At 42.4% G+C, this 19,948-nt stretch carries 18 protein-coding genes and 1 pseudogene; 4 read left to right on the forward strand and 15 right to left on the reverse strand.

Annotated features, from left to right (window positions below; translation table 11 throughout):
• Positions 1 to 6 precede the first annotated feature (6 nt).
• From lipA to leuS, 13 genes are all read right to left on the reverse strand, one after another.
• The gene (gene lipA / locus VOI46_RS05380; protein ID WP_004585911.1) at positions 7 to 972 is read right to left on the reverse strand and encodes a lipoyl synthase; all 966 of its coding nucleotides are present in this window, start codon (positions 970 to 972) and stop codon (positions 7 to 9) included.
• The gene (gene lipB, locus VOI46_RS05385; RefSeq protein ID WP_004585912.1) at positions 969 to 1,622 is read right to left on the reverse strand and encodes a lipoyl(octanoyl) transferase LipB; all 654 of its coding nucleotides are present in this window, start codon (positions 1,620 to 1,622) and stop codon (positions 969 to 971) included. The genes lipA and lipB overlap by 4 nt, the downstream gene beginning before the upstream one ends.
• A gap of 19 nt (positions 1,623 to 1,641) precedes the next feature.
• Positions 1,642 to 1,920, reverse strand: coding sequence for a DUF493 family protein YbeD (gene ybeD, locus VOI46_RS05390; RefSeq protein WP_004585913.1), 279 nt, complete (start codon positions 1,918 to 1,920; stop codon positions 1,642 to 1,644).
• A gap of 341 nt (positions 1,921 to 2,261) precedes the next feature.
• Positions 2,262 to 3,422, reverse strand: a complete 1,161-nt coding sequence (locus VOI46_RS05395) for a serine hydrolase (RefSeq protein WP_004585914.1) — start codon at positions 3,420 to 3,422, stop codon at positions 2,262 to 2,264.
• 311 nt (positions 3,423 to 3,733) lie between these two features.
• Positions 3,734 to 4,498: a septal ring lytic transglycosylase RlpA family protein gene (locus tag VOI46_RS05400; protein ID WP_004585915.1), complete on the reverse strand. Its 765-nt coding sequence runs from the start codon at positions 4,496 to 4,498 to the stop codon at positions 3,734 to 3,736.
• Entirely contained in the window at positions 4,498 to 5,604 is a 1,107-nt protein-coding gene (gene rodA, locus VOI46_RS05405; protein WP_004585916.1) for a rod shape-determining protein RodA, read from the reverse strand. The genes VOI46_RS05400 and rodA overlap by 1 nt, the downstream gene beginning before the upstream one ends.
• A complete protein-coding gene (mrdA, locus tag VOI46_RS05410) occupies positions 5,601 to 7,481 on the reverse strand; it encodes a penicillin-binding protein 2 (protein ID WP_004585917.1) in 1,881 nt (626 codons plus the stop codon). The genes rodA and mrdA overlap by 4 nt, the downstream gene beginning before the upstream one ends.
• Before the next feature lie 9 nt (positions 7,482 to 7,490).
• Positions 7,491 to 7,961, reverse strand: coding sequence for a 23S rRNA (pseudouridine(1915)-N(3))-methyltransferase RlmH (gene rlmH / locus VOI46_RS05415; protein ID WP_004585918.1), 471 nt, complete (start codon positions 7,959 to 7,961; stop codon positions 7,491 to 7,493).
• A gap of 36 nt (positions 7,962 to 7,997) precedes the next feature.
• Complete coding sequence (gene rsfS, locus VOI46_RS05420) at positions 7,998 to 8,315, reverse strand: ribosome silencing factor (protein ID WP_004585919.1); 318 nt, start codon at positions 8,313 to 8,315, stop codon at positions 7,998 to 8,000.
• Between the two features lie 54 nt (positions 8,316 to 8,369).
• Positions 8,370 to 9,005, reverse strand: coding sequence for a nicotinate-nucleotide adenylyltransferase (nadD, locus tag VOI46_RS05425; protein WP_004585920.1), 636 nt, complete (start codon positions 9,003 to 9,005; stop codon positions 8,370 to 8,372).
• Between the two features lie 11 nt (positions 9,006 to 9,016).
• A complete protein-coding gene (holA, locus tag VOI46_RS05430; protein WP_004585921.1) occupies positions 9,017 to 10,054 on the reverse strand; it encodes a DNA polymerase III subunit delta in 1,038 nt (345 codons plus the stop codon).
• Positions 10,054 to 10,545 carry an LPS assembly lipoprotein LptE gene (gene lptE, locus VOI46_RS05435; RefSeq protein ID WP_004585922.1) on the reverse strand — a complete coding sequence of 164 codons (492 nt, stop codon included), beginning with the start codon at positions 10,543 to 10,545 and terminating at the stop codon, positions 10,054 to 10,056. The genes holA and lptE overlap by 1 nt, the downstream gene beginning before the upstream one ends.
• Positions 10,546 to 13,134: a leucine--tRNA ligase gene (leuS, locus tag VOI46_RS05440; protein ID WP_004585923.1), complete on the reverse strand. Its 2,589-nt coding sequence runs from the start codon at positions 13,132 to 13,134 to the stop codon at positions 10,546 to 10,548.
• A 174-nt stretch (positions 13,135 to 13,308) separates the two neighbouring features.
• Between leuS and VOI46_RS05445 the strand changes: the two genes are divergently transcribed.
• The 3 genes from VOI46_RS05445 (at position 13,309) to VOI46_RS05455 (ending at position 16,745) form a co-directional block, all read left to right on the forward strand.
• On the forward strand, positions 13,309 to 13,767 hold the full coding sequence (locus tag VOI46_RS05445; RefSeq protein WP_004585924.1) for a hypothetical protein: 459 nt from the start codon (positions 13,309 to 13,311) through the stop codon (positions 13,765 to 13,767).
• A gap of 77 nt (positions 13,768 to 13,844) precedes the next feature.
• Positions 13,845 to 16,268 (forward strand): ATP-binding protein, encoded by a 2,424-nt coding sequence (locus VOI46_RS05450; protein ID WP_004585925.1) that lies wholly within the window; start codon positions 13,845 to 13,847, stop codon positions 16,266 to 16,268.
• Positions 16,269 to 16,745 (forward strand): FKBP-type peptidyl-prolyl cis-trans isomerase, encoded by a 477-nt coding sequence (locus tag VOI46_RS05455; RefSeq protein ID WP_324738179.1) that lies wholly within the window; start codon positions 16,269 to 16,271, stop codon positions 16,743 to 16,745.
• Between the two features lie 137 nt (positions 16,746 to 16,882).
• On the opposite strand, the gene VOI46_RS05460 is transcribed toward VOI46_RS05455, so the two are convergent.
• Both VOI46_RS05460 and VOI46_RS05465 read right to left on the reverse strand, forming a co-directional pair.
• Complete coding sequence (locus VOI46_RS05460; RefSeq protein ID WP_324738180.1) at positions 16,883 to 17,062, reverse strand: hypothetical protein; 180 nt, start codon at positions 17,060 to 17,062, stop codon at positions 16,883 to 16,885.
• Between the two features lie 55 nt (positions 17,063 to 17,117).
• A pseudogene (locus VOI46_RS05465) lies at positions 17,118 to 17,333 on the reverse strand (hypothetical protein); the annotation flags it as partial.
• A gap of 453 nt (positions 17,334 to 17,786) precedes the next feature.
• On the opposite strand from VOI46_RS05465, the gene VOI46_RS05470 reads away from it, so the two are divergent.
• Entirely contained in the window at positions 17,787 to 19,922 is a 2,136-nt protein-coding gene (locus VOI46_RS05470) for a TonB-dependent siderophore receptor (RefSeq protein ID WP_004585927.1), read from the forward strand.
• The last annotated feature ends 26 nt before the right edge of the window (positions 19,923 to 19,948 follow it).

The raw sequence follows: 19,948 nt of genomic DNA on the forward strand, positions 1-19,948 counted from the left end.
AAGTAATTATTTTACTTCTTTACCTGCAGCTTGTTGGTCAGCGTGATAGCTTGAACGAACAAATGGGCCAGAGGCAGCATGCGTAAAGCCAATTTCATCAGCGTATTCTTTCAGTGCGTCAAATTCCGCTGGTGGCACGTAACGTTTAACTGGCAAGTGATGCTTAGAAGGCTGTAAGTATTGGCCAACGGTAAGCATGTCAACGTTATGCGCACGTAGGTCACGTAATACTTCTTCTATTTCACTAATTTCTTCACCTAGGCCAACCATTAAGCCAGACTTAGTTTTTACCTCTGGGTGCGCTTCTTTAAAGCGACGAAGTAATTCTAACGACCATTTGTAATCGGCACCTGGGCGCGCAAGCTTGTACAAACGCGGGGCAGTTTCTAGGTTGTGATTAAACACATCAGGTGGCGTTTCAATTAAAATCTCCAGTGCGCGGTCCATACGACCACGAAAGTCTGGCACTAAAATCTCAATAGTAATGGTTGGATTGTGCTTACGGATTTCGCGAATACAATCGGCAAAATGCTGTGCGCCGCCATCACGTAAATCATCACGGTCAACCGAGGTAATAACCACGTAGCTAAGCTTCATGTCTTTAATTGTCAGTGCAAGCTTTTCAGGCTCTGCTGCATCAGGTTTTAGTGGGCGACCATGGGCAACATCACAAAATGGGCAACGACGAGTACAAATAGCACCTAAAATCATAAAGGTAGCAGTACCGTGGTTAAAACACTCAGAAAGGTTAGGGCATGAGGCCTCTTCACATACTGAGTGTAAGCCGTGCTTGCGCATAGCTTGTTTTATACCGTCGATACGCTCGGTAGATTTTGGTAAGCGAATTTTAAGCCACTCTGGCTTGCGCAACATTTCAGTTTTTTCTGTAGGTAAAACTTTAACGGGGATCAACGCCATTTTTTCTGCGTCGCGTAGTTTTACACCTGGTTCCATTTTGACTGGTTTATTCATTCGTTTTCAAACCCTTCAGTATGCTTAACCTGTGTTGCATTAAGCTTCTTTATCATGTGTTTTACCAGCCCTTCACCTGCTTGTGCTAAGTTTTGAGGGCCGTTTAATTCTTTCGTTTGCACCATGTTCATGCCAGCATAACCACACGGGTTGATGCGTAAAAACGGGCTTAAGTCCATGTTAACATTTAATGCTAATCCATGAAACGAGCAACCACGACGAACACGTAATCCTAATGATGCAATTTTACTGTCGTTTACGTACACACCGGGTGCATCGGCTTTTGCGTAGGCTTTAATATCATACTCATTAAGGGTATCAATAATGCACTCTTCAAGCCATGTCACAAGCTCGCGCACACCGATTTTTAAGCGGCGCAAGTTAAATAATACATACATCATTTGTTGGCCGGGGCCATGGTAAGTAACTTGCCCGCCACGGTCTACCTTAATGACTTCTATGTCACCAGGGGCGAGTAAATGCTCATCTTTACCAGCTTGGCCTTGTGTAAATACACTCTCGTGCTCTACAAGCCAAATTTCATCTGGCGAGCTGTCGTCACGGGTGTCGGTATAGGCTTGCATTTTTTGCCAAATTGGCATGTAACGCTGACGGCCTAGTTGGCGTACGATTAAAGTGTTTTCGTTCACAACAAGTCTCAACTATGGCTTAAAGCATATGGCGTACGTCATCAATGTTGCTGATCACGTTGTAAATTTCTTCTATGTGTTTACCGCTTGTCACTGTGGCAACAAACGTTACCGACTCATAATTGCCTTTACTGCTTGGCTTTACTTTTGGTGCGTAGTCACTAGGTGCAATAGGTTGTAATTTAGCTAAAATTTGTTCCGTAAGGTTAACGTTTGCTAAACCCATAACTTTAAATGTGAACGGACATGGGTACTCAAGGTACTCATCAAATTTAGTATTTTTAACAGGTTGAACCACGACGGTGACTCCTCAAACAAAAAATGTTGGCTACGTGAGATAATATCAATCCGCAATAAGACTTAATCATTTTGCGGGGCTAAACGTGTTGCTACCTGCGTTAAAAATGCTCATTTAGAACAACTAAATAGCGATTTATTAGCCAAGTTATCAACACGTTTTTCCAGCCTCAAAATAGATTACTTAATTAACCGAATTGGTATAACGCTAAGCGTGACTGGCAGGTTTAGGGTGATCCTGCTTATATGGGGCGCATTCTAGCATTTTTCAAGCAAAAAAAAACGCCTCATAACAGAGGCGCTTCGTTTAACAGCCCAACGACTGTCGGGTTATTTTTACGTTTACATAATTTGTAAACGTAAGTAGTCGTAAATTTTGCTAAAGAAGCTGCCTTCTTCCACTTCTTCAAGTGTTACTAGTGGGTATTGTGCAATGTCTTCGCCCTCTAGTTGTAAGAATAACGTACCTACTTTAGTGCCTTTCGCTAATGGTGCTTCAAGCGTGTTGTCTAGCTCAAAGTTAGCTTTAAGGTTTTTATGTTGACCACGTGGAATGGTAATTGGGGTATCTTCTAAAATGCCTAACGATACATTTTCTTTATTACCCATCCAAATACGTTGTTCTGCAAAGCTGTCGCCTGCTTTGTAAGGTGTAATTGTTTCAAAAAAGCGAAATCCGTAGTTAAGTAGTTTTTTGCTTTCTACTTTACGTGCGCGCTCGCTTGATGTGCCCATAACAACCGCAATTAAACGCATGTCGTTTTTAGTTGCAGACGTTACTAAGCTATAACCTGCCTCTGATGTGTGACCCGTTTTAATGCCATCAACATCTAGGCTTTCATCCCATAACAAAGAGTTACGGTTATATTGTTTAATGCCGTTGTAAGTAAACGATTTTTGCTTATAAAGTGCGTACTCATCAGGTACATCACGAATAAGTGCAGCACCTAGGGTCGCCATATCACGTGGGGTAGTGTAATGCTCGTCTGTATCTAAACCGTGGCTATTAATAAAGTGGCTGTTGCTCATGCCTAATTTAGCGGCATGGGCATTCATTAAATCAGCAAATGCGCTTTCGCTACCTGCAATGTGCTCAGCCATGGCTACACATGCATCATTACCTGATTGAATAATAATACCGTGGTTAAGCTCATCAACACTTATTTGCTTGCCTACTTCAATAAACATTTTTGACGATTCAGGGAAGTTTTTAGCCCAGGCTTTTTCGCTCACTGTAACCATATCGGTTGGTGCAATGTTACCGGCGTTAATTTCTGTACCAATTACATAACTGGTCATCATTTTAGTTAAGCTTGCAGGGGCTAGCTTTGTATCAGCTTCACCTTCAGCAATAACTTTACCTGTTGTAAAGTCTACTAAAAAATAACCTTTTGCATTAATTTGAGGTGGAGCCGGAATAATTTGGGCGCTGGCTGAAAATACGGCGGCTGTGCAAACTAAGCCGCATACACCTTTGAGGATTTTATGTTTAATTGATTTCATCATACTCATTAATGGTTAAAGTTAAAAATTCGCGTTAGTCCATCTTATACCCAAACTACCCCGAGATGCGAGCGTCGTTGGAATTAAAAACAACTTAGACAAGGCATTGATTGTCAATAATAGTCACTCTATTGTTCAAATCAATAACGCAGTATAAATCGTTTTTAAACCACGCTTCAGGGCGTTTCACTGAGACTGATTTTCTGTGTTGTTATTTTTTAAAAGGGATTGCCATTTAAAAAATAACACCTAGATTTTAAGCCCCAATACAACGCTGAATCCTACATTTTGGCGTGGTTTAGGTATTTGTCTTACTGAGTGTAAAGCAAGAACGCGTTTTGAAATTGGTTTTGTTTTAATTTTTTTAATACGTCTTGTGCATGCTGGGCATCTTTAATCGGGCCCAAATGCAAACGATATATGTTGTCTGCTTTTACTATATTAGTAGGTACTTGATACTGCAGGCGTAATGTAGAAGCTAATGCTTCAATATTGCTAAGCGTACTACCCGCAGCTACCTGTATATATGTTTTACGTGCAGGAATGCTGTCGAGCGTAATCGCCTCTAGCTTAACCTTGGCTGTACCGTGAGTGTAATAGCCTAATTTATAAGCAGCAGCATACGAAAGATCTATTATTCTGTCATCATGAAACGGCCCACGGTCGTTTACACGTACAATCACCGATTTATTGTTGGCAGTATTAGTAACGCGTACAAAGCTTGGCAGGGGTAAGGTTTTATGGGCCGCGCTCATGGCAAACATATCGTAAATTTCACCGTTTGAGGTATGGTAACCATGAAACTTACGGCCGTACCACGAAGCGATCCCTTCTTCTGTATACCCTTTTTCATCAAGCATTGGCGTATAACGTTTGCCTAACACCTCGTACGGGCGACTTGCACTGGCACTTTTTTTAACATCCACCACAACGGCATCTTGCATTTCAAGTGCGGTTGGCTCGCGTAAAGGTGCGGCGTCGTGCTCCATATGATAACGACTATTAGAGCCGCTACTACATGCACTTAACATAAATATTAAGGCTGAAATAAATAACAGCTGGGTAGGCTTATTCATTATTTTAAAAGCATCCTTTTATCTGTCGCAATTGACATAATAATGCCAAATCCGGCCATTAACGTCACCATAGAGGTGCCGCCATAACTAATAAGGGGTAAAGGTACACCTACAACAGGCAACAAGCCCGATACCATGCCTATATTTACAAAAATATAAACAAAAAAGGTGAGGGTAAGGGCGCCGGCCAATAATTTACCAAACGCATCTTGCGCGTTTACCGCAATGTATAAACCACGGCCGATAATAAATAAGTACAGGCTTAATAAAACACACACACCAAATAAGCCAAACTCCTCACTTAATACCGAAAATATAAAGTCGGTATGGCGCTCTGGTAAAAATTCGAGTTGTGATTGCGTGCCTTGCAACCAGCCTTTACCTTCTATACCACCAGAACCGATGGCTATTTTGGATTGAATAATATGATACCCCGAGCCAAGCGGATCGCTCTCTGGGTCTAAAAACGTTAATACGCGCTGCTTTTGGTAGTCGTGCATACCGTAGTGCCAAAATGGCCATGCAGCCAGTGCGACAACCGAGCTTAAAAAGCCAATTAAACGCCAGCTTAAACCCGATAAAAACAACACAAATATTCCTGAGCTGGCAATCAAAATTGAGGTGCCTAAGTCGGGCTGTTCTTTAATTAATAAGGTAGGCAGCATCACGATGACAAAGCCAATAATTAGGTGTAATGGGCGTGGCGGAAGTTGGTTTCGGCCAATATACCAAGCCACCATCATAGGGACCGCCAGCTTCATAAGTTCTGAGGGCTGAAAGCGAGTAATACCTAAATTTAACCAGCGCTGAGCGCCTTTTGAGCTCACGCCAAAGAGCAATACGCCCACCAACATGAGTAACCCAACACAGTAAAGGGGGATCACTAAGCGTTTAAGTGTCGCGGGGGAGAACTGTGCAAGCACTATCATGCCTATAATAGCGCCGCCCATACGGGTGATATGGCGGATCATCATGGCCGAGTCTTGGCCGCTTGCGCTATATACTATGGTGATACTGCCTGCCATCATAAGTAATAAGGCAATTAGTAACGGTAAGTCTAAATGCATGCGCATCCATATCGAGCGCTGGGTGTTTAATACGGTCATTGCGCTGTATTCCTAGCAACTTCTATTGGGTTTGCTGCAAAATAGTAATCCATTAGCTCACGTGCAATAGGGGCACCCACAGAGCTGCCGCCACCGGTGTTTTCTACCACAATTGAAACCACAATTTTAGGGTCGTCATACGGAGCAAAACCAATATAAATCGCGTTATCGCGTTGGCGCTCCTTTAGTGATTTTGCATCGTAACGCTCACCTTGGGCAATACTCACTACTTGCGCTGTGCCTGTTTTACCCGCAGGGTCATAATTAGCGCCTTTAAAAGCACGGTGGGCCGTTCCTGTTACTTTTTTTACGGTATTGTGCATGGCATCGAGCGCGATACGCCAGTTATCAGGGTTATTAAGTACCACTGGCGGTTTTTCTTCGTTATTAATTTGCGTCACTTGGTCTTCTTTTTTAGCCACTTGTGCTAAATGCGGCGGATGGTTTATGCCTTTATTAACCAATATGTTAGTCGCGTTAGCAATTTGAATAGGGGTGGCAGTCCAATACCCTTGGCCAATCCCCACTGAAATAGTATCGCCACGCCACCACGACTCTTTAAAGCGGCCTTCTTTCCACTCTTTTGAGGGCAATATGGCTGTGGTTTCTTCGTGTATGTCTATTCCCGATAAGTCACCAAAGCCAAAGCGCGCCATAAAATTACTAATTTTTGTTATGCCTAAGCGGTATGCCGCATCGTAAAAGTAAGTATCGCACGACTCTTCAATCGCTTTGTAAACATCTACATGGCCGTGGCCCCAACGTTTCCAATCGCGCCATTTATGTTCAACATTCGGTATTTGAAAAAAACCAGGATCCCACACAGAGGTGCTTTCACTGACAATGTTTTCTTCAAGTGCCAGTATGGCCATATGCGGTTTTACTGTGGAAGCTGGCGCATAGCGCCCTTGAGTAGCACGATTAATAAGAGGGCGGTCGGGGTTTAGCAGTGCTTTATAATCTTTACTGCTAATACCATGGACAAATAAATTAGGGTCGTAACTTGGGTTTGAATAAAGTGCTAATACGCCGCCATCTTTGGCATCCATTACTACAACCGCGCCGCGCATATCTTTAAGCGCATGTTGGGCTATTTGTTGTAAACCTATATCTAAGGTAAGCACTAAATCACTGCCCGGCTGCGGGGGGGTCATACTTAATGTGCGAATAACACGGCCGCGGTTATTTACTTCAACGCGTTGAGAGCCGACTTGGCCATGCAAAAGCTGCTCGTAATATTTTTCTATGCCAAGCTTACCAATATCGTGCGTAGCGCGGTAATTTGTGGCTTGGTCTTCTTGTTCTAACTTATTAAGTTCTTTGCGGTTTAGTTTTGCAACGTAGCCTAATGCATGGGTTAGCGTATCGCCATATGGGTAAAAGCGTGCAAGGCGCGCTTCAATGCTAAAGCCCGGAAATTTATGCTGATTAACCGCAAATTGAGCCACTTCGGTTTCATCTAAGCGGGCTTTTAGTACTTGCGACTTAAAACGACGCGTATGCTTTATGTCATCAATAAAGTCTTTTTTTTGCTGCTCGGTAATCGTAATTATTTTGCTAACTTGCTCAAGCGATTTAGCTAAATCGTCGACCTCTTCAGGAATAACCTCGAGGTTATAAACGGGTTTGTTTTCAGCAAGCAGTACACCGTTGCGGTCGTAAATGAGGCCACGGTTTGGCGCAATAGGAATGACTTTAATACGGTTATCGTTAGAGCGGGTTTGATAGTCGGTGTGTTCTTCTACCTGAATGGTATAAAGATTAGAAAGCAAAATTGCCACTAAGCCTAAAACAAAAATAAAACCCACAAATGCGCGCCGTGCAAATAAGTTTGCCTCAGCGGAATGGTCGCGTATTGTGGGTCTTTGCTTAATCATAACAAGGCGTTACTCGCGATGATAAGGATGGTTGTTATTTAAGCTCCAGCCTCGGTATAGGCTTTCGGCAACAATAATACGCACTAAAGGGTGCGGTAACGTTAAGTTAGATAACGACCATTTTTGCTCAGAGGCGGCAATGCACTCAGGGGCTAACCCTTCAGGGCCGCCAATAAGCAAACTAACGTCGCGGCCATCGAGCTGCCACTTTTCCATATTTTTAGCAAGCTGGTGAGTATCAAGTGGTTTACCTGTTACCTCTAGGGTAACAATGCGATTGCCTTTTGGAATAGCGGCTAAGGTTTTTTCACCTTCGGTGTGCAAAATGCGTTTAATATCGGCATTTTTACCGCGTTTACCGGCCGGGATTTCTATTAACTCAAGCGCCATATCTTTAGGAAAACGGCGTTGGTACTCTGCAAATCCGGTTTCTACCCACGCTGGCATTTTTGTGCCAACGGCAATCATTTGTATTTTCACGTAATACTTCCAAGCTCAATTAAAAAATAGTGGCGCTTAGCCCCACAGTTTTTCTAGATCGTAATAGCTACGTGCGTGATCTTGCATCACGTGTACAACTACATCACCTAAATCTACCAGTACCCATTCGCCTTCGTCTTGACCTTCGTAACCTAAAGGTTCTTCGCCAGCGTGGCGAGCTTCTTTTGCTACGTTATCGGCAATTGATTGCACATGACGCTTAGAAGTACCCGTACACACAACCATGTAATCGGTAATGTCTGAGCTGTCACGTACGTCTAGTTGTACCACGTCGCGTGCTTTCATATCGTCAATTTTGTCTAGTGCAAAGGCAAGTAGTTGTTTCGAATCCAAGGTATTGTCTCAATTTTAAATTTAATAGCGTGCATTTTAACATGCTAGGGGGTTTTAATCATCACTTTGATAAAGCTGGTGTTGCTTAATGTAGTGACTGACAGGTTCGGGTAATAGTTCATTATTTTTATTGGTTTTTTTTAATTGCTCTCGAATAGCGCTTGAGGCAGCATCAAGGGTTTCACCAGGTAAAAAATAAAGCTTACCAAAGTTGTGTGTGGCAAGTTGCTGTAGCGCTTCAGTGTGGGCATTACTAATATAGCTTTTAAGCGCCTTATTTGGGTTACATGTTTGCCCCGGGCGATGATAAACCACTATATGGCATAGCTGTGTAATTGCTTGCCATTCATACCATTTGTCGAGGTTATTAAATGAGTCCATGCCCATTAAAAAAAGAATTGGCGTATCTGGGTGCTCAGCTCTTAGTTCTTGTAAACTCAACAATGAGTAAGAAGGCCCAGTACGATTAAGCTCTCTTAAATCAAGTGCAAAATGAGGGTAAGGGGCAATAGCGGCATTGAGCATATTAATACGGTGCGCTGTACTTATACCTGGCGCAGCTTTGTGCGCGGGAAGTGCACAGGGCATAAAGTACAACGTGGATAAGTTAAATGTATTTACACACTGCGAGGCCATATTTAGGTGACCTAAATGCACAGGGTCGAAGGTGCCGCCAAAAATTGCAATCATGTTAAAAATCTTTAGTTAAGTGCGTGGCAAGGCATTGGAATATCAAGCGGCTGGCAAAACTTAATACAAATATGCGCAAGCGCTTGGTAAGGCGCAATTAAGTTACCTTGTTTGTAGCTTGAATCAAACAGTGCAAGCTCACTGCTTATTTGCTCAAGTGTATTAATATTTAAGCGGTTAATTGCATTTTGCACTGGGCCTTGCTGGTTTTTCCAAATACCATTTTTTTTAAATAACTGTGCGATAGGCTCGCCATTTAAAAGCCCTTGCTGAATAGTGAGCAAACTGGTGAGTTCTTTATTTATAGCCCATAAAATACTCACCACTTCGGTGTTATCGCTGGCCAGTTTATTAAGTACCTTAATTGCTTGCTTGGCGTGGCCATTTAATAGGGCATCACTTAAGTCAAAAATATCAAACTTGGCTTGATTTAATAGCCCTTGCATCACAAGTTGCTGGGTTATTAAGGCATTACCATGCAGTAGCGAGAGCTTTTCGAGCTCCTGAAAACACGCTAACAAATTACCTTCGGTAGCGTTAATTAAGCTCAGTTTTGCTTCGTTTTGCATATTCAGAGAAAGGCGCGCTACTTGTTCATCTAACCAGCGTTTTAAATGATTCCCTGCAAGCGGGTAGCATGGTACAAATACACCGTGTTTATCGAGCGCTTTAAACCAGGCGCCACGTTGTACGTCTTGGCTGGCTTTAGCCCCTTTTACAATTAAAATGGTATCAGGGTTAATTAACTCGACTATTTTTTTAAAGGTATTACTACCTGGGGTGCCAGGTTTTTGTTGGTTTAAATCAAGCTCAATTATAGTGCGCGCACTAAACAAAGACATGCTTTGATATTGAGCTATAATTTCTTGCCAATCAAACCCTTGCATTAGGGTAAATTTAATTACCTCATCAAAGCCTTGGGCTTTTGCCGTGTCGCGTATTTGCTGCACACATTGCGCTTCTTGAAACGGTTCTTCACCAAACACTAAATAAAAGGGTTTTAAACCTTTATTTAATTCACTCGGTAACTGATTAGCATAACAGCGCATTATAGTTGCGACAGCTCTCTAACAATACGACTACTGGCTTGCTTACGAATTTCGCTAATAAGCAGCTCAAGCTCTTTTGCTTTTGCAAGTGCGTGATCGGGGTCGTCTTGGTAGTTACGATAAAGCTCAAAGCGTTTTTCTATGGCTTTTTCGCCTGGGCGTTTAACAACATAGCTTACCCCGTAGGCAAGCTCGTATTCAGCCACCTGACCATTTTGAAACAACGACAAGGTTTGGCGCTCAATACTTTCTTTGCGTAAGTAAAGCTGGGCAACATTTTTAGCCGAAGGCGTCAGTTCTACGTTACTGGCTTTAAGCTCTTTTTTAAGGTTTAAAAATAACGATGATTTTTCATCATCACCTTTAAGTGTAAGCGTTTTAAGGTTATCAGGCAGGCTAGAGGCTTTCTTTAAATGAAAGCCACAGCTAGATAACACAAAACACATTAGCACTAAGGCTAATGTGTTTTTAAGGGTGTTAAAGCTAACCATTTAGTTAGCTACCACGTTAAGTAGTTTACCCGGTACGTAAATAATTTTACGAATGGTTGCGCCATCAGTAAATTTAGTTACGTTAGACTCTGCAAACGCAAGTGCTTCTACCTGCTCTTGTGTTGCATCGGCGGCTACAGTTAGCTTAGCGCGTAGTTTGCCGTTTACTTGTACGATGATTAATTTTTCATCTTCAACAAGGGCAGACTCGTCTACTTTAGGCCATGCTGCATCTAAAATGTCACCCTCTTTACCAAGCTCTTGCCATAACTGGTGCGATAAATGCGGCGTAATTGGCGCAAGCATAATAAGTAGGGCTTCTAATGCTTCGTTAGCAATAGCAACATCTTGCGTATCGTTTAACGGCGCTTTTAATAACTTATTAGAGAGCTCCATAATGGCAGCAATTGCAGTGTTAAACGTTTGACGACGCTCAATATCATCGCTCACTTTTGCAATGGCTTTGTGTAGCTCACGACGCAGTACTTTTTGTGGGTTACTAAGCGCTGATTTATCAAGTGCTTGGTAGCCAACTGTTTTCACATCTACTGCGTATTTCCAAATACGTTTTAAGAAGCGGTGCGCGCCTTCAACGCCTGAGTCTGACCATTCAAGCGTTTGCTCTGGTGGTGCGGTAAACATCATAAATAAACGCACAGTATCTGCACCGTATTGGGCAATTACTTCTTGTGGGTCTATACCGTTGTTTTTAGACTTAGACATTTTGCTCATGCCCGATGAGAACACAGGTTCACCATCTTCTTTGTGCCATGCTTTAGTTACGCGGCCTTTTTCGTCAGTTTCGGTATTTACATCGCTTGGCGAAATCCATACGTCACCGCCTTTTTCATCTTTACGGTAGAACGTTTCGGCAAGTACCATGCCCTGACAAAGTAAGCGATCGAATGGCTCGTCTGAATTTACTAAACCAAAATCACGTAATAACTTATGGAAAAAACGCGAATACAATAAGTGTAAAATAGCGTGCTCAATACCACCTATGTATTGGTTCACTGGTAACCAATAGTTAGCTGCTGCTGGGTCTAGCATGCCTGCGTCGTGACGCGGGCTACAGTAACGTGCGTAGTACCAAGACGACTCCATAAAGGTGTCAAAGGTATCTGTTTCATGTGTTGCTGGTACGCCGTTTACCGTTGCTTTTGCCCATTCTGGGTCTGCTTTGATTGGCGAAGTAACGCCATTCATAACTACATCTTCTGGTAAACGTACTGGCAGCATTTCTTCGGTGGCGGCTAATTCGTTACCGTTTTCGTCGCTCAGCATTGGGATTGGTGAACCCCAGTAACGCTGGCGGCTAACACCCCAATCACGTAAGCGGAAGTTAACTTTACGCTCACCCACACCCAGTGCTTCTAGTTTGTCGGCAATAGCGTTAAATGCGCCTTCAAAATCAAGGCCATCAAATTCGCCAGAATTAACTAACACGCCTTTTTCAGTGAATGCTTCTTCTTTTAAATTTACTTCAAGCTCTGAGCCTTCAACTGGTGCAATTACTTGTTTTATGTCTAGGCCGTATGCTGTGGCAAATTCATAGTCGCGTTGGTCGTGAGCAGGTACTGCCATCACCGCGCCTGAGCCGTAATGCATTAATACAAAGTTAGCAACCCAAATTGGAACTTGCTCGCCCGTTAATGGGTGAGTCGCGTAAAAGCCTGTTGCAATGCCTTTTTTCTCCATTGTTGCCATGTCTGCTTCGGCAACTTTGGTGTTTTTGCATTCTTCAACAAACATTGCAATTGCATCGCTGTTTTTAGCGGCTTCTTGCGCAATAGGGTGGCCACCGGCAACGGCTAGATAAGTTACACCCATAAATGTATCTGGACGTGTAGTGTATACGCTAAACTTTTCGTTGTTGTCGGTACGCGTAAACTCAATGTCTAACCCTTCAGAGCGACCAATCCAGTTGCGCTGCATGGTTTTAACTTGCTCAGGCCAGTCTTCTAACTTGTCTAAGTCGTCTAAAAGCTCTTGTGCGTAGTCAGTAATTTTAATAAACCACTGTGGAATTTCTTTTTGCTCAACCACTGCACCAGAGCGCCATCCGCGGCCATCTATAACTTGTTCGTTGGCAAGTACAGTTTGATCAACTGGATCCCAGTTAACCGTTGACATTTTTTTGTACACTAAGCCTTTTTCGTACAGCTTAGTGAAAAACCATTGTTCCCATTTGTAGTACTCTGGGTGACACGTGGCTATTTCACGATCCCAGTCGTAACCAAAGCCTAATTGCTTAAGTTGGTTACGCATGTAATCAATGTTTTCGTATGTCCACTTAGCTGGCGCTGTTTTGTTTTTGATAGCGGCGTTTTCTGCAGGTAAACCAAACGCATCCCAACCCATTGGTTGCATTACGTTTTTGCCTTGCAGGCGCTGGAAACGAGAAACAACATCACCAATGGTGTAATTACGCACATGACCCATATGCAGTCGGCCACTTGGGTATGGGAACATAGAAAGACAGTAATACTTTTCTTTGCTCTCATCTTCGGTGACTTTAAATACCTGGTTTTCTTCCCAGTAACTTTGGACTTTTGACTCTATGTCTTGCGGGTTATATTGCTCTTGCATCTATGATTCCAGACTTCTTGCAAACTAATAAAAAATTGCCGATAGGATACCCCAAATAAAAGCCTAATCACAGCGTATAAGCACGGTTTTGTTAAAATCTCACTTTCAGTGCAGGTTAACCTATACTTATCTATGTTAAAGGCCAACACGCCCTTGATTTTGATGGAGTATAAAATGGCAGATTATAAAACATGGCTTAGCGATTTAACTAATTGGTTAAAAGATGTAAAAGATCACGAAGTAAAAGATGCAATGACCCGATTTGTTGAATCTGAGCAAGCACTTAAAGACCTAGGCAAAGAAAAATACGGACTCTATAAAAGTTATTTGCAGCGCGACATAGAACACGTTCAAGAAAACGAATCGCACTATAATTCGCTTGCATGGCAAGAGCTTAAAGAGTCGTTATGGTATGAGCTTTCACACATAGAGGACAAAACCCAGCTTGAATGGCAGTCTCTTAGTCAAGATTTTAAGCACAATGGGATGTATCACGCAGGCGAATGGATAGCCATGGGCACATTAGTATGTAAGAATTGCACCCATAGTTTTGATATTTATCACGCTACACAAATTACACCGTGCATTGAATGTGATGGTATTTATTTTAGCCGTAAGGCATTACAACCCTAAATATATGTATTAAGTGGCTTGTAGGCCACTTAATACGCCCAAAGCCAGCGAGTATGTTGGTACAAAAAGAAGTTAGAATGACGAAAAAACTGCTGCCATTATCTGTTTCACAGCTCGCACCGAGCATTTCTACTAATCACGTTAGCACGTGTATGAGCAATCCATACCCAGAGCAACTTACCTTTATAGGCCAACAACGTGCCCAAAGTGCGCTCGACTTTTCACTTGGGATGGAGCTGCCAGGCTACAATGTTTATGTAATGGGTGAGGCCGCGCATGGCCGATTTACACTCGTAAAAGACAAACTTAAACAACACGCAAAAGATCGCCCCACACCTAATGAGTGGTTGTATGTTAATAATTACGACGACCACCGTGAGCCAATTGCGCTATTTATGCAAGCAGGGCAAAGCAAGCAATTAAGTGACGACATAGACTCATTTTTAGATGAAGTACTCGACACCTTTCCGGCAGCGTTTGATAACCCAGCTTATCAACGCAAAAAAAAGTCAATCGAGAGCGAATTTAACGACGCTTACGACAGCGCTATTACCGCAGTAGAAGAAATGGCGCTTGAGCAAAGCGTAGCGCTAATAGAAGAGAAAAACGCCGTAGGTTTTGCGCCTTTAGTTGAAGGCAGGCAGTTAAGCGATAACGAATTTGCCGCCTTAGATGAAGAGCTTCGTGATGAGTTTTTTGAAAAAATAGAAAAACTAGAAGATGCCTTAATTGAAGCGCTGATTGAGCTACCTCGCTGGAAACGCGAATCAAAAGAAAAACAGCGTAATCTAAAAAAGGCCACAGCCGAGCAAGCTACAAAGCCGCTATTAAAAGACTTAGAGCATAAATACGCTGCACATATTGGAGTGCTGCGCTACTTAAAAGACATTCGCGTAGAAATAATCGACGCAGTACTTGAGTGGCTAGACGATGAAGATGAAAGCGAAGAAAGCAAAGAAGACTTTGACCGTAAAGGCATGCTTACCGACTTTTTTGCGCCTAACATTTTAGTTGAATTTAAAGAAGACGATGCCGCACCTGTGGTGTATGAGCCAAACCCAACCTTTGGCAATATATTTGGCAAAATTGAGTATTCAACATCGCAAGGCTCGCTTATAACTAGTTATCGCTCTATACAGCCTGGTGCATTGCACCGTGCAAATGGCGGTTACTTAATTATGGATGCCGAAAAAGTGATGGCCAACCCGCAAGTGTGGGATGGTTTAAAGCTTTCGCTTAAAACGCACCAAATTAAAAACGACCTACCGTATCAAGACAGCTCTGTAGGCAGCAGTTTTACGCTGCGCCCGCAATTAATTCCTCTTGATGTAAAAATTATTTTATTAGGCTCGCGCGATTTGTATTACACCATAGGTGAGTACGATGAAGAGTTTGCAGAGCTGTTTAGAGTACTTGCCGACTTTGATTACTATTTACCAAGTAGCGATAAGCTTCAGTACCAATTTATTACTAAAGTAAGTGAGTACTGCCAGCAAACGTTAAAGTGCACAACCACAGAGGCCGCCATGGTGCGGTTACTTAAATTTAGCTACCGCCAAGCAGAGCACCATAATAAATTATCGGCGCGCTTTGCCGATGTGCTTGAGCTGGTGGCTGAGGCCAGCTTTTACGCCAAGCAAGATAAGCAAACACTGATTGATGCGCATCATATTGATGAAGCCATTGAAGGTAAGCAGTACCGCACCGGCCAAATAAGCGAAAACATGCTAAGCGATATTAAAGAAGGTCACACGCTTATTGCCACACAAGGCCAAGCCATTGGTAAAGTAAACGGCTTAACAGTGCTGCACATTGGCGATACGTCGTTTGGTACACCCGCACGTATTACCGCCACCGTATATGCCGGCGCCGATGGTGTAATAGATGTTGAGCGTGAAGCCGAGCTAGGTAAAGCAATTCACTCAAAAGGTGTAATGCTACTTACCGGTTATTTAGGCAACAAATACGCCCAGCACTTTAGCTTAACGCTAAGTGCTAACATAGCCATAGAACAAAGCTACGGGTATATAGATGGCGATAGCGCCTCACTTGCTGAGTTGTGTGCGCTTATATCGGCTATTACTAGTTTGCCTATTAGCCAGTCTATTGCCCTTACTGGCTCTATTAACCAACACGGTGATGTGCAAGCCATTGGCGGTGTAAACGAAAAAATAGAAGGCTTTTTTAAGCTGTGTAAAATGCGCGGCTTAACAGGCGAGCAAGGCGTTATTATTCCAAAATCTAACCAAGTTAACTTAGTACTTGATGATGAAATACTTGAAGCGGTTGAGCGCGGTAAATTTAATATTTACGCAGTAGAAACTGTAGACCAAGCACTTAACTTATTAATGGATATTGATGCAGGCGATATTATTGACGGCGAATACCCAGAGGATTCTGTTAACGTTATTGCTTTAGCACGCTTAAAAGATATAGCCGACATAGTTAATGGCGATAGCGAAGAAGATAAAGAAGCCGAAGAAGATGAGGAAAAACACTAAATGATCAATATAATTTTAGCGGTGATCATCGCTATATTTTGTTTTTTAATTTTTCAAAATAGTAAAAAAGCAAAGCAACAAGCTGGCATTAACGCGCAAATTGAAGCCGACTACCTTGTCGCTAACGCAAAAGTTGAGGGCTTAATAGAAACCGCCTCAGGCTTGCAGTACAAAGTGCTGCGCAAAGGTGAAAGCGAAAATACACCTAACCCTACTAGCAAAGTAAACGTGCATTACCACGGCACGTTAATAGATGGCACCGTATTTGACAGCTCAGTAGAGCGTAAAACGCCAATAAGCTTTGGTTTAAATCAGGTTATTAAAGGCTGGACTGAAGGCTTACAACTTATGAGCCCAGGCGATAAGTACATATTTTATGTACCGCACCAATTAGCCTATGGCGAAAAGCGAGTGGGCAGTATTCCACCTGCATCACTGCTTATTTTTGAAGTAGAGCTTTTGGCTATTGAGTCTTAATACACGCGTAAAAAAGTGTTAATAACTTTATAAAAAAACCCGTTAGCTAACGGGTTTTTTATTGCTTGTCTTTCAGTTATTTAATATTAATACCAATTCGCTTAATTAAGTATTATTGCGGTTTGGTATAACTTTAATTATTTGGCCACTGTTGCCATAGAAAGCTTATTAAGCACCACAGCTATTTTATTAAGTACTTCTTCGCAGCCTTTTATATTGTGGCGTTCTTGCAAATAAGTGGGGCTGTTGTAGGTAAGCCAAACTTGGCCATTGTTGTCTTGAGATATATGTACTTTTTGCGGTAAGTCTATCGCCACACTTTGGACACTGCATTAACGGTGTGCCTACCTTTGGATTACCAAAAATAATCACTTCACTTGGGGCCAATTCCATATCAACATTTTGAGCGTTTTTTTGATGATCTACCCGCGCAAAAATGGTTATCCCTTTGTTACTGGCTATTTTTTCAAAACGGTTAGCCGTTTCTTGAACAGAATAATTACTTTGAAAACGTACTAAGCTGTCATTCGCACTCGCCACGGCCGTGGCCGAGAGTAAAATAACCCCTAAAAATAGTCGGTTTAACATGGTTTGCTCCTCATAAAAAGGCTGATACCAATTCGCTTAATTAAGTGGTTTATTTTGATGCTAGAAAAACGTGTTTATAGCTAGGCAAAAAATTCGCTATTTAGTCGTTCTCGGCAATTGCTCCTGTATTGCGCTACCTTCTGCATCCATGCAGTCGTAAATGAGCATTTTTTAACGCAAGTAGCGACACGTTTAGCCCCACAAAATGATTAAGTATTAATGCGAATTGCTATTATAAAGCGTATGAAAAATACACACTATCTGAGTTCTTTATTTGGTTCAACACTGCGCAAAGGGAATATGTATAAAACGTGAGCATAAAAGCCTTTAAGTACCTATTTTAGTTGCGATTAATTCGAAAAATAAGGATGAATATGAAATTATTTGCATTGCATATAGTAATGATAGTCGTTATCATTCGCGGCGTTTTATACACCTCTTTTCAGGATCAACATGTTTAACCAAAAATACTTGGCGCTTAGTATTGCTGCGTCTTTTTCTGCTTTTTCTAATGTGGCATTTGCCGAGCAAAATAACGAAATTGAAACAATAGAAGTAACAGGTCGCGCTCAGCAGTTTTACCTAGAAACCGAAAGTAAAATTGGGACTAAAACGGATTTAGATCTTATTAAATTACCGCAATCTGCGCAGGTATTAACCGAGCAGCTTATTATTGACCAAGCCGCGCGCGATATTACCGATTTATACCGCTCAATAGCTGGGGTAAGTGAGTACAGTTATTCGGGTGTTACTTTTCGCGGATTTAGAGACGATGCCAATGTATTTTACGATGGCGTACGCGGCGACCCGTACTCGGGCTTTGGTGTACCCCAATTATTTAATGTAGCGCGTGTAGAAGTATTAAAAGGCCCAGCCTCTGCGTTATATGGTGGTGGTGAGCCAGGCGGTATGATCAACTACGTGACTAAAAAGCCAAGTTATACGCAAAGTAAAGAGCTAAAACTAACGCTTGGTAATTACAACACACATGGTGCCTCACTTGATATGACCGGCGGTTTAACCGACACCATGGCATACAGAGTAGGTGGTTATTACGAAGAGCAAGACAGCTTTCGTAATAATGCAGATTCAAAAAACAGTGAGTTTACCGCTGGTTTATTATTTGATTTAACCGATTCAACCACACTAACCACCACAGTTGATTACATCAAGCAAGACTTAGGCGGTAACCGTTTACGTGGTGTACCGGTAGATGACAATGGCAACTTTTTAGTTGACCCTAGTTACAACGCAAATGAAGCTTTTGACTACCAAGACATGGAAGCGTTAGTGCTGCAAGCCGAGCTAAAGCATTACTTTAATGATGATTTTTCTGTAAGTAGCACACTGCGTTACATGGATAACGAACGCGACCAAGCCTACCATGAGTCGCAAAGCTGGGTAGATCTAAACGGCGATGGTGAAGCTAACATTGATGATGAAGCCATTAAACGCGAATACCGAAAGCAATACCGCGCCAACGAAGAAACAAGCTTAACCACCGACTTTGTTTATAGCTTTGAGCAGGGCCAATTAGCACACCAAGTATTATTTGGTGGCGACTACCACATAGTCGATACCGAGTACGATTACTTACGCGCCCGTTATGAAGCGGACGGCGTGGCTAACTTAAACATATTTGACTTAAATTACGGCGAAACCGACCCAAGTACTTATAACCTTACCGACATGAACCGCGATGGTGTTGAAACCGACCGTTTTGGACTATACGTACAAGATGTTGTAAGCATTAACGAGCAATGGACCGTGATTGCCGGCCTGCGTTACGATTATTTTAAAGAGCTAAATAAAGAAACCGGTTACAGTTACTCAGATAACGATGTAACACCGCGTGTGGCCGTTACATATCAACCTGTTGAAAATACCTCGTTATACATAAACTACTCAGAAAGCTTTAACCCAGCTTCGTCGGGTGACCAAGAAGATGTAGAAGGCGAGGGCAACTTAACGCCAGAAACCGGTAAACAAACCGAAATTGGTATGAAAAACCAATGGCTAGATGGCAAAATTATGAGCACCTTTGCTATTTACCAAATTAATAAAGAAAACGTAGTAATGAGTAATCCCGACGACACGGGCGCAGGTGACGGCATTGCAGCACTTTTAAATATTGGTGAGGTAGAAAGCCGCGGATTTGAAACAACGCTGGTAGGCGATTTAACCGAGCACTGGACGCTAACAGCTAACTACGCCTACAACGATACACTAGTTGTTGAAGGTGTAACGGGCGATACTATTTCAAGCACCTACGGTGATGGCTCTCGCTTTGCTAATGCCCCGCGCCACCAAGCTGGTTTATGGTCGCGTTTTGCGCTTGATAGCATCGACTCGTCTATAGCATTTGGCGCAAATTACGTAAGCGAGCAAATAAGCCAAGATGGCCAAAAAGTTAAACCCTTTACTGTATTTGATATGAGCTGGACTACTCGCTTTGACGATGTTTTATTAAGCGTAAATATTAATAATATATTTGATAAAGAATACGCAGTAAGTGGCTTTAGTGAGCGTAACGGTCACTTTCCGGGCAGCCCACGAGAAATAGTAGGCCAAGTAACCTATAAATTTTAAAGCAATTTAAGCGCGAGCTTATCTCG

The sequence above is a fragment of the Pseudoalteromonas sp. CuT4-3 genome, from assembly GCF_035666335.1.
Taxonomy (GTDB): domain Bacteria; phylum Pseudomonadota; class Gammaproteobacteria; order Enterobacterales; family Alteromonadaceae; genus Pseudoalteromonas; species Pseudoalteromonas atlantica.

Excerpts from the sequence above, each read along its gene's own strand:
- holA (WP_004585921.1), bottom strand. The coding sequence starts at position 10,054 with ATGCGCTGTTATGCTAATCAGTTACCGAGTGAATTAAATAAAGGTTTA.
- VOI46_RS05470 (WP_004585927.1), top strand. The coding sequence starts at position 17,787 with ATGTTTAACCAAAAATACTTGGCGCTTAGTATTGCTGCGTCTTTTTCT.
- nadD (WP_004585920.1), bottom strand. The coding sequence starts at position 9,005 with ATGATTGCAATTTTTGGCGGCACCTTCGACCCTGTGCATTTAGGTCAC.
- VOI46_RS05400 (WP_004585915.1), bottom strand. The coding sequence starts at position 4,498 with ATGAATAAGCCTACCCAGCTGTTATTTATTTCAGCCTTAATATTTATG.
- lipA (WP_004585911.1), bottom strand. The coding sequence starts at position 972 with ATGAATAAACCAGTCAAAATGGAACCAGGTGTAAAACTACGCGACGCA.
- VOI46_RS05455 (WP_324738179.1), top strand. The coding sequence starts at position 16,269 with ATGATCAATATAATTTTAGCGGTGATCATCGCTATATTTTGTTTTTTA.
- VOI46_RS05395 (WP_004585914.1), bottom strand. The coding sequence starts at position 3,422 with ATGAAATCAATTAAACATAAAATCCTCAAAGGTGTATGCGGCTTAGTT.
- mrdA (WP_004585917.1), bottom strand. The coding sequence starts at position 7,481 with ATGATTAAGCAAAGACCCACAATACGCGACCATTCCGCTGAGGCAAAC.
- rodA (WP_004585916.1), bottom strand. The coding sequence starts at position 5,604 with ATGACCGTATTAAACACCCAGCGCTCGATATGGATGCGCATGCATTTA.
- leuS (WP_004585923.1), bottom strand. The coding sequence starts at position 13,134 with ATGCAAGAGCAATATAACCCGCAAGACATAGAGTCAAAAGTCCAAAGT.
- VOI46_RS05450 (WP_004585925.1), top strand. The coding sequence starts at position 13,845 with ATGACGAAAAAACTGCTGCCATTATCTGTTTCACAGCTCGCACCGAGC.
- lptE (WP_004585922.1), bottom strand. The coding sequence starts at position 10,545 with ATGGTTAGCTTTAACACCCTTAAAAACACATTAGCCTTAGTGCTAATG.
- VOI46_RS05445 (WP_004585924.1), top strand. The coding sequence starts at position 13,309 with ATGGCAGATTATAAAACATGGCTTAGCGATTTAACTAATTGGTTAAAA.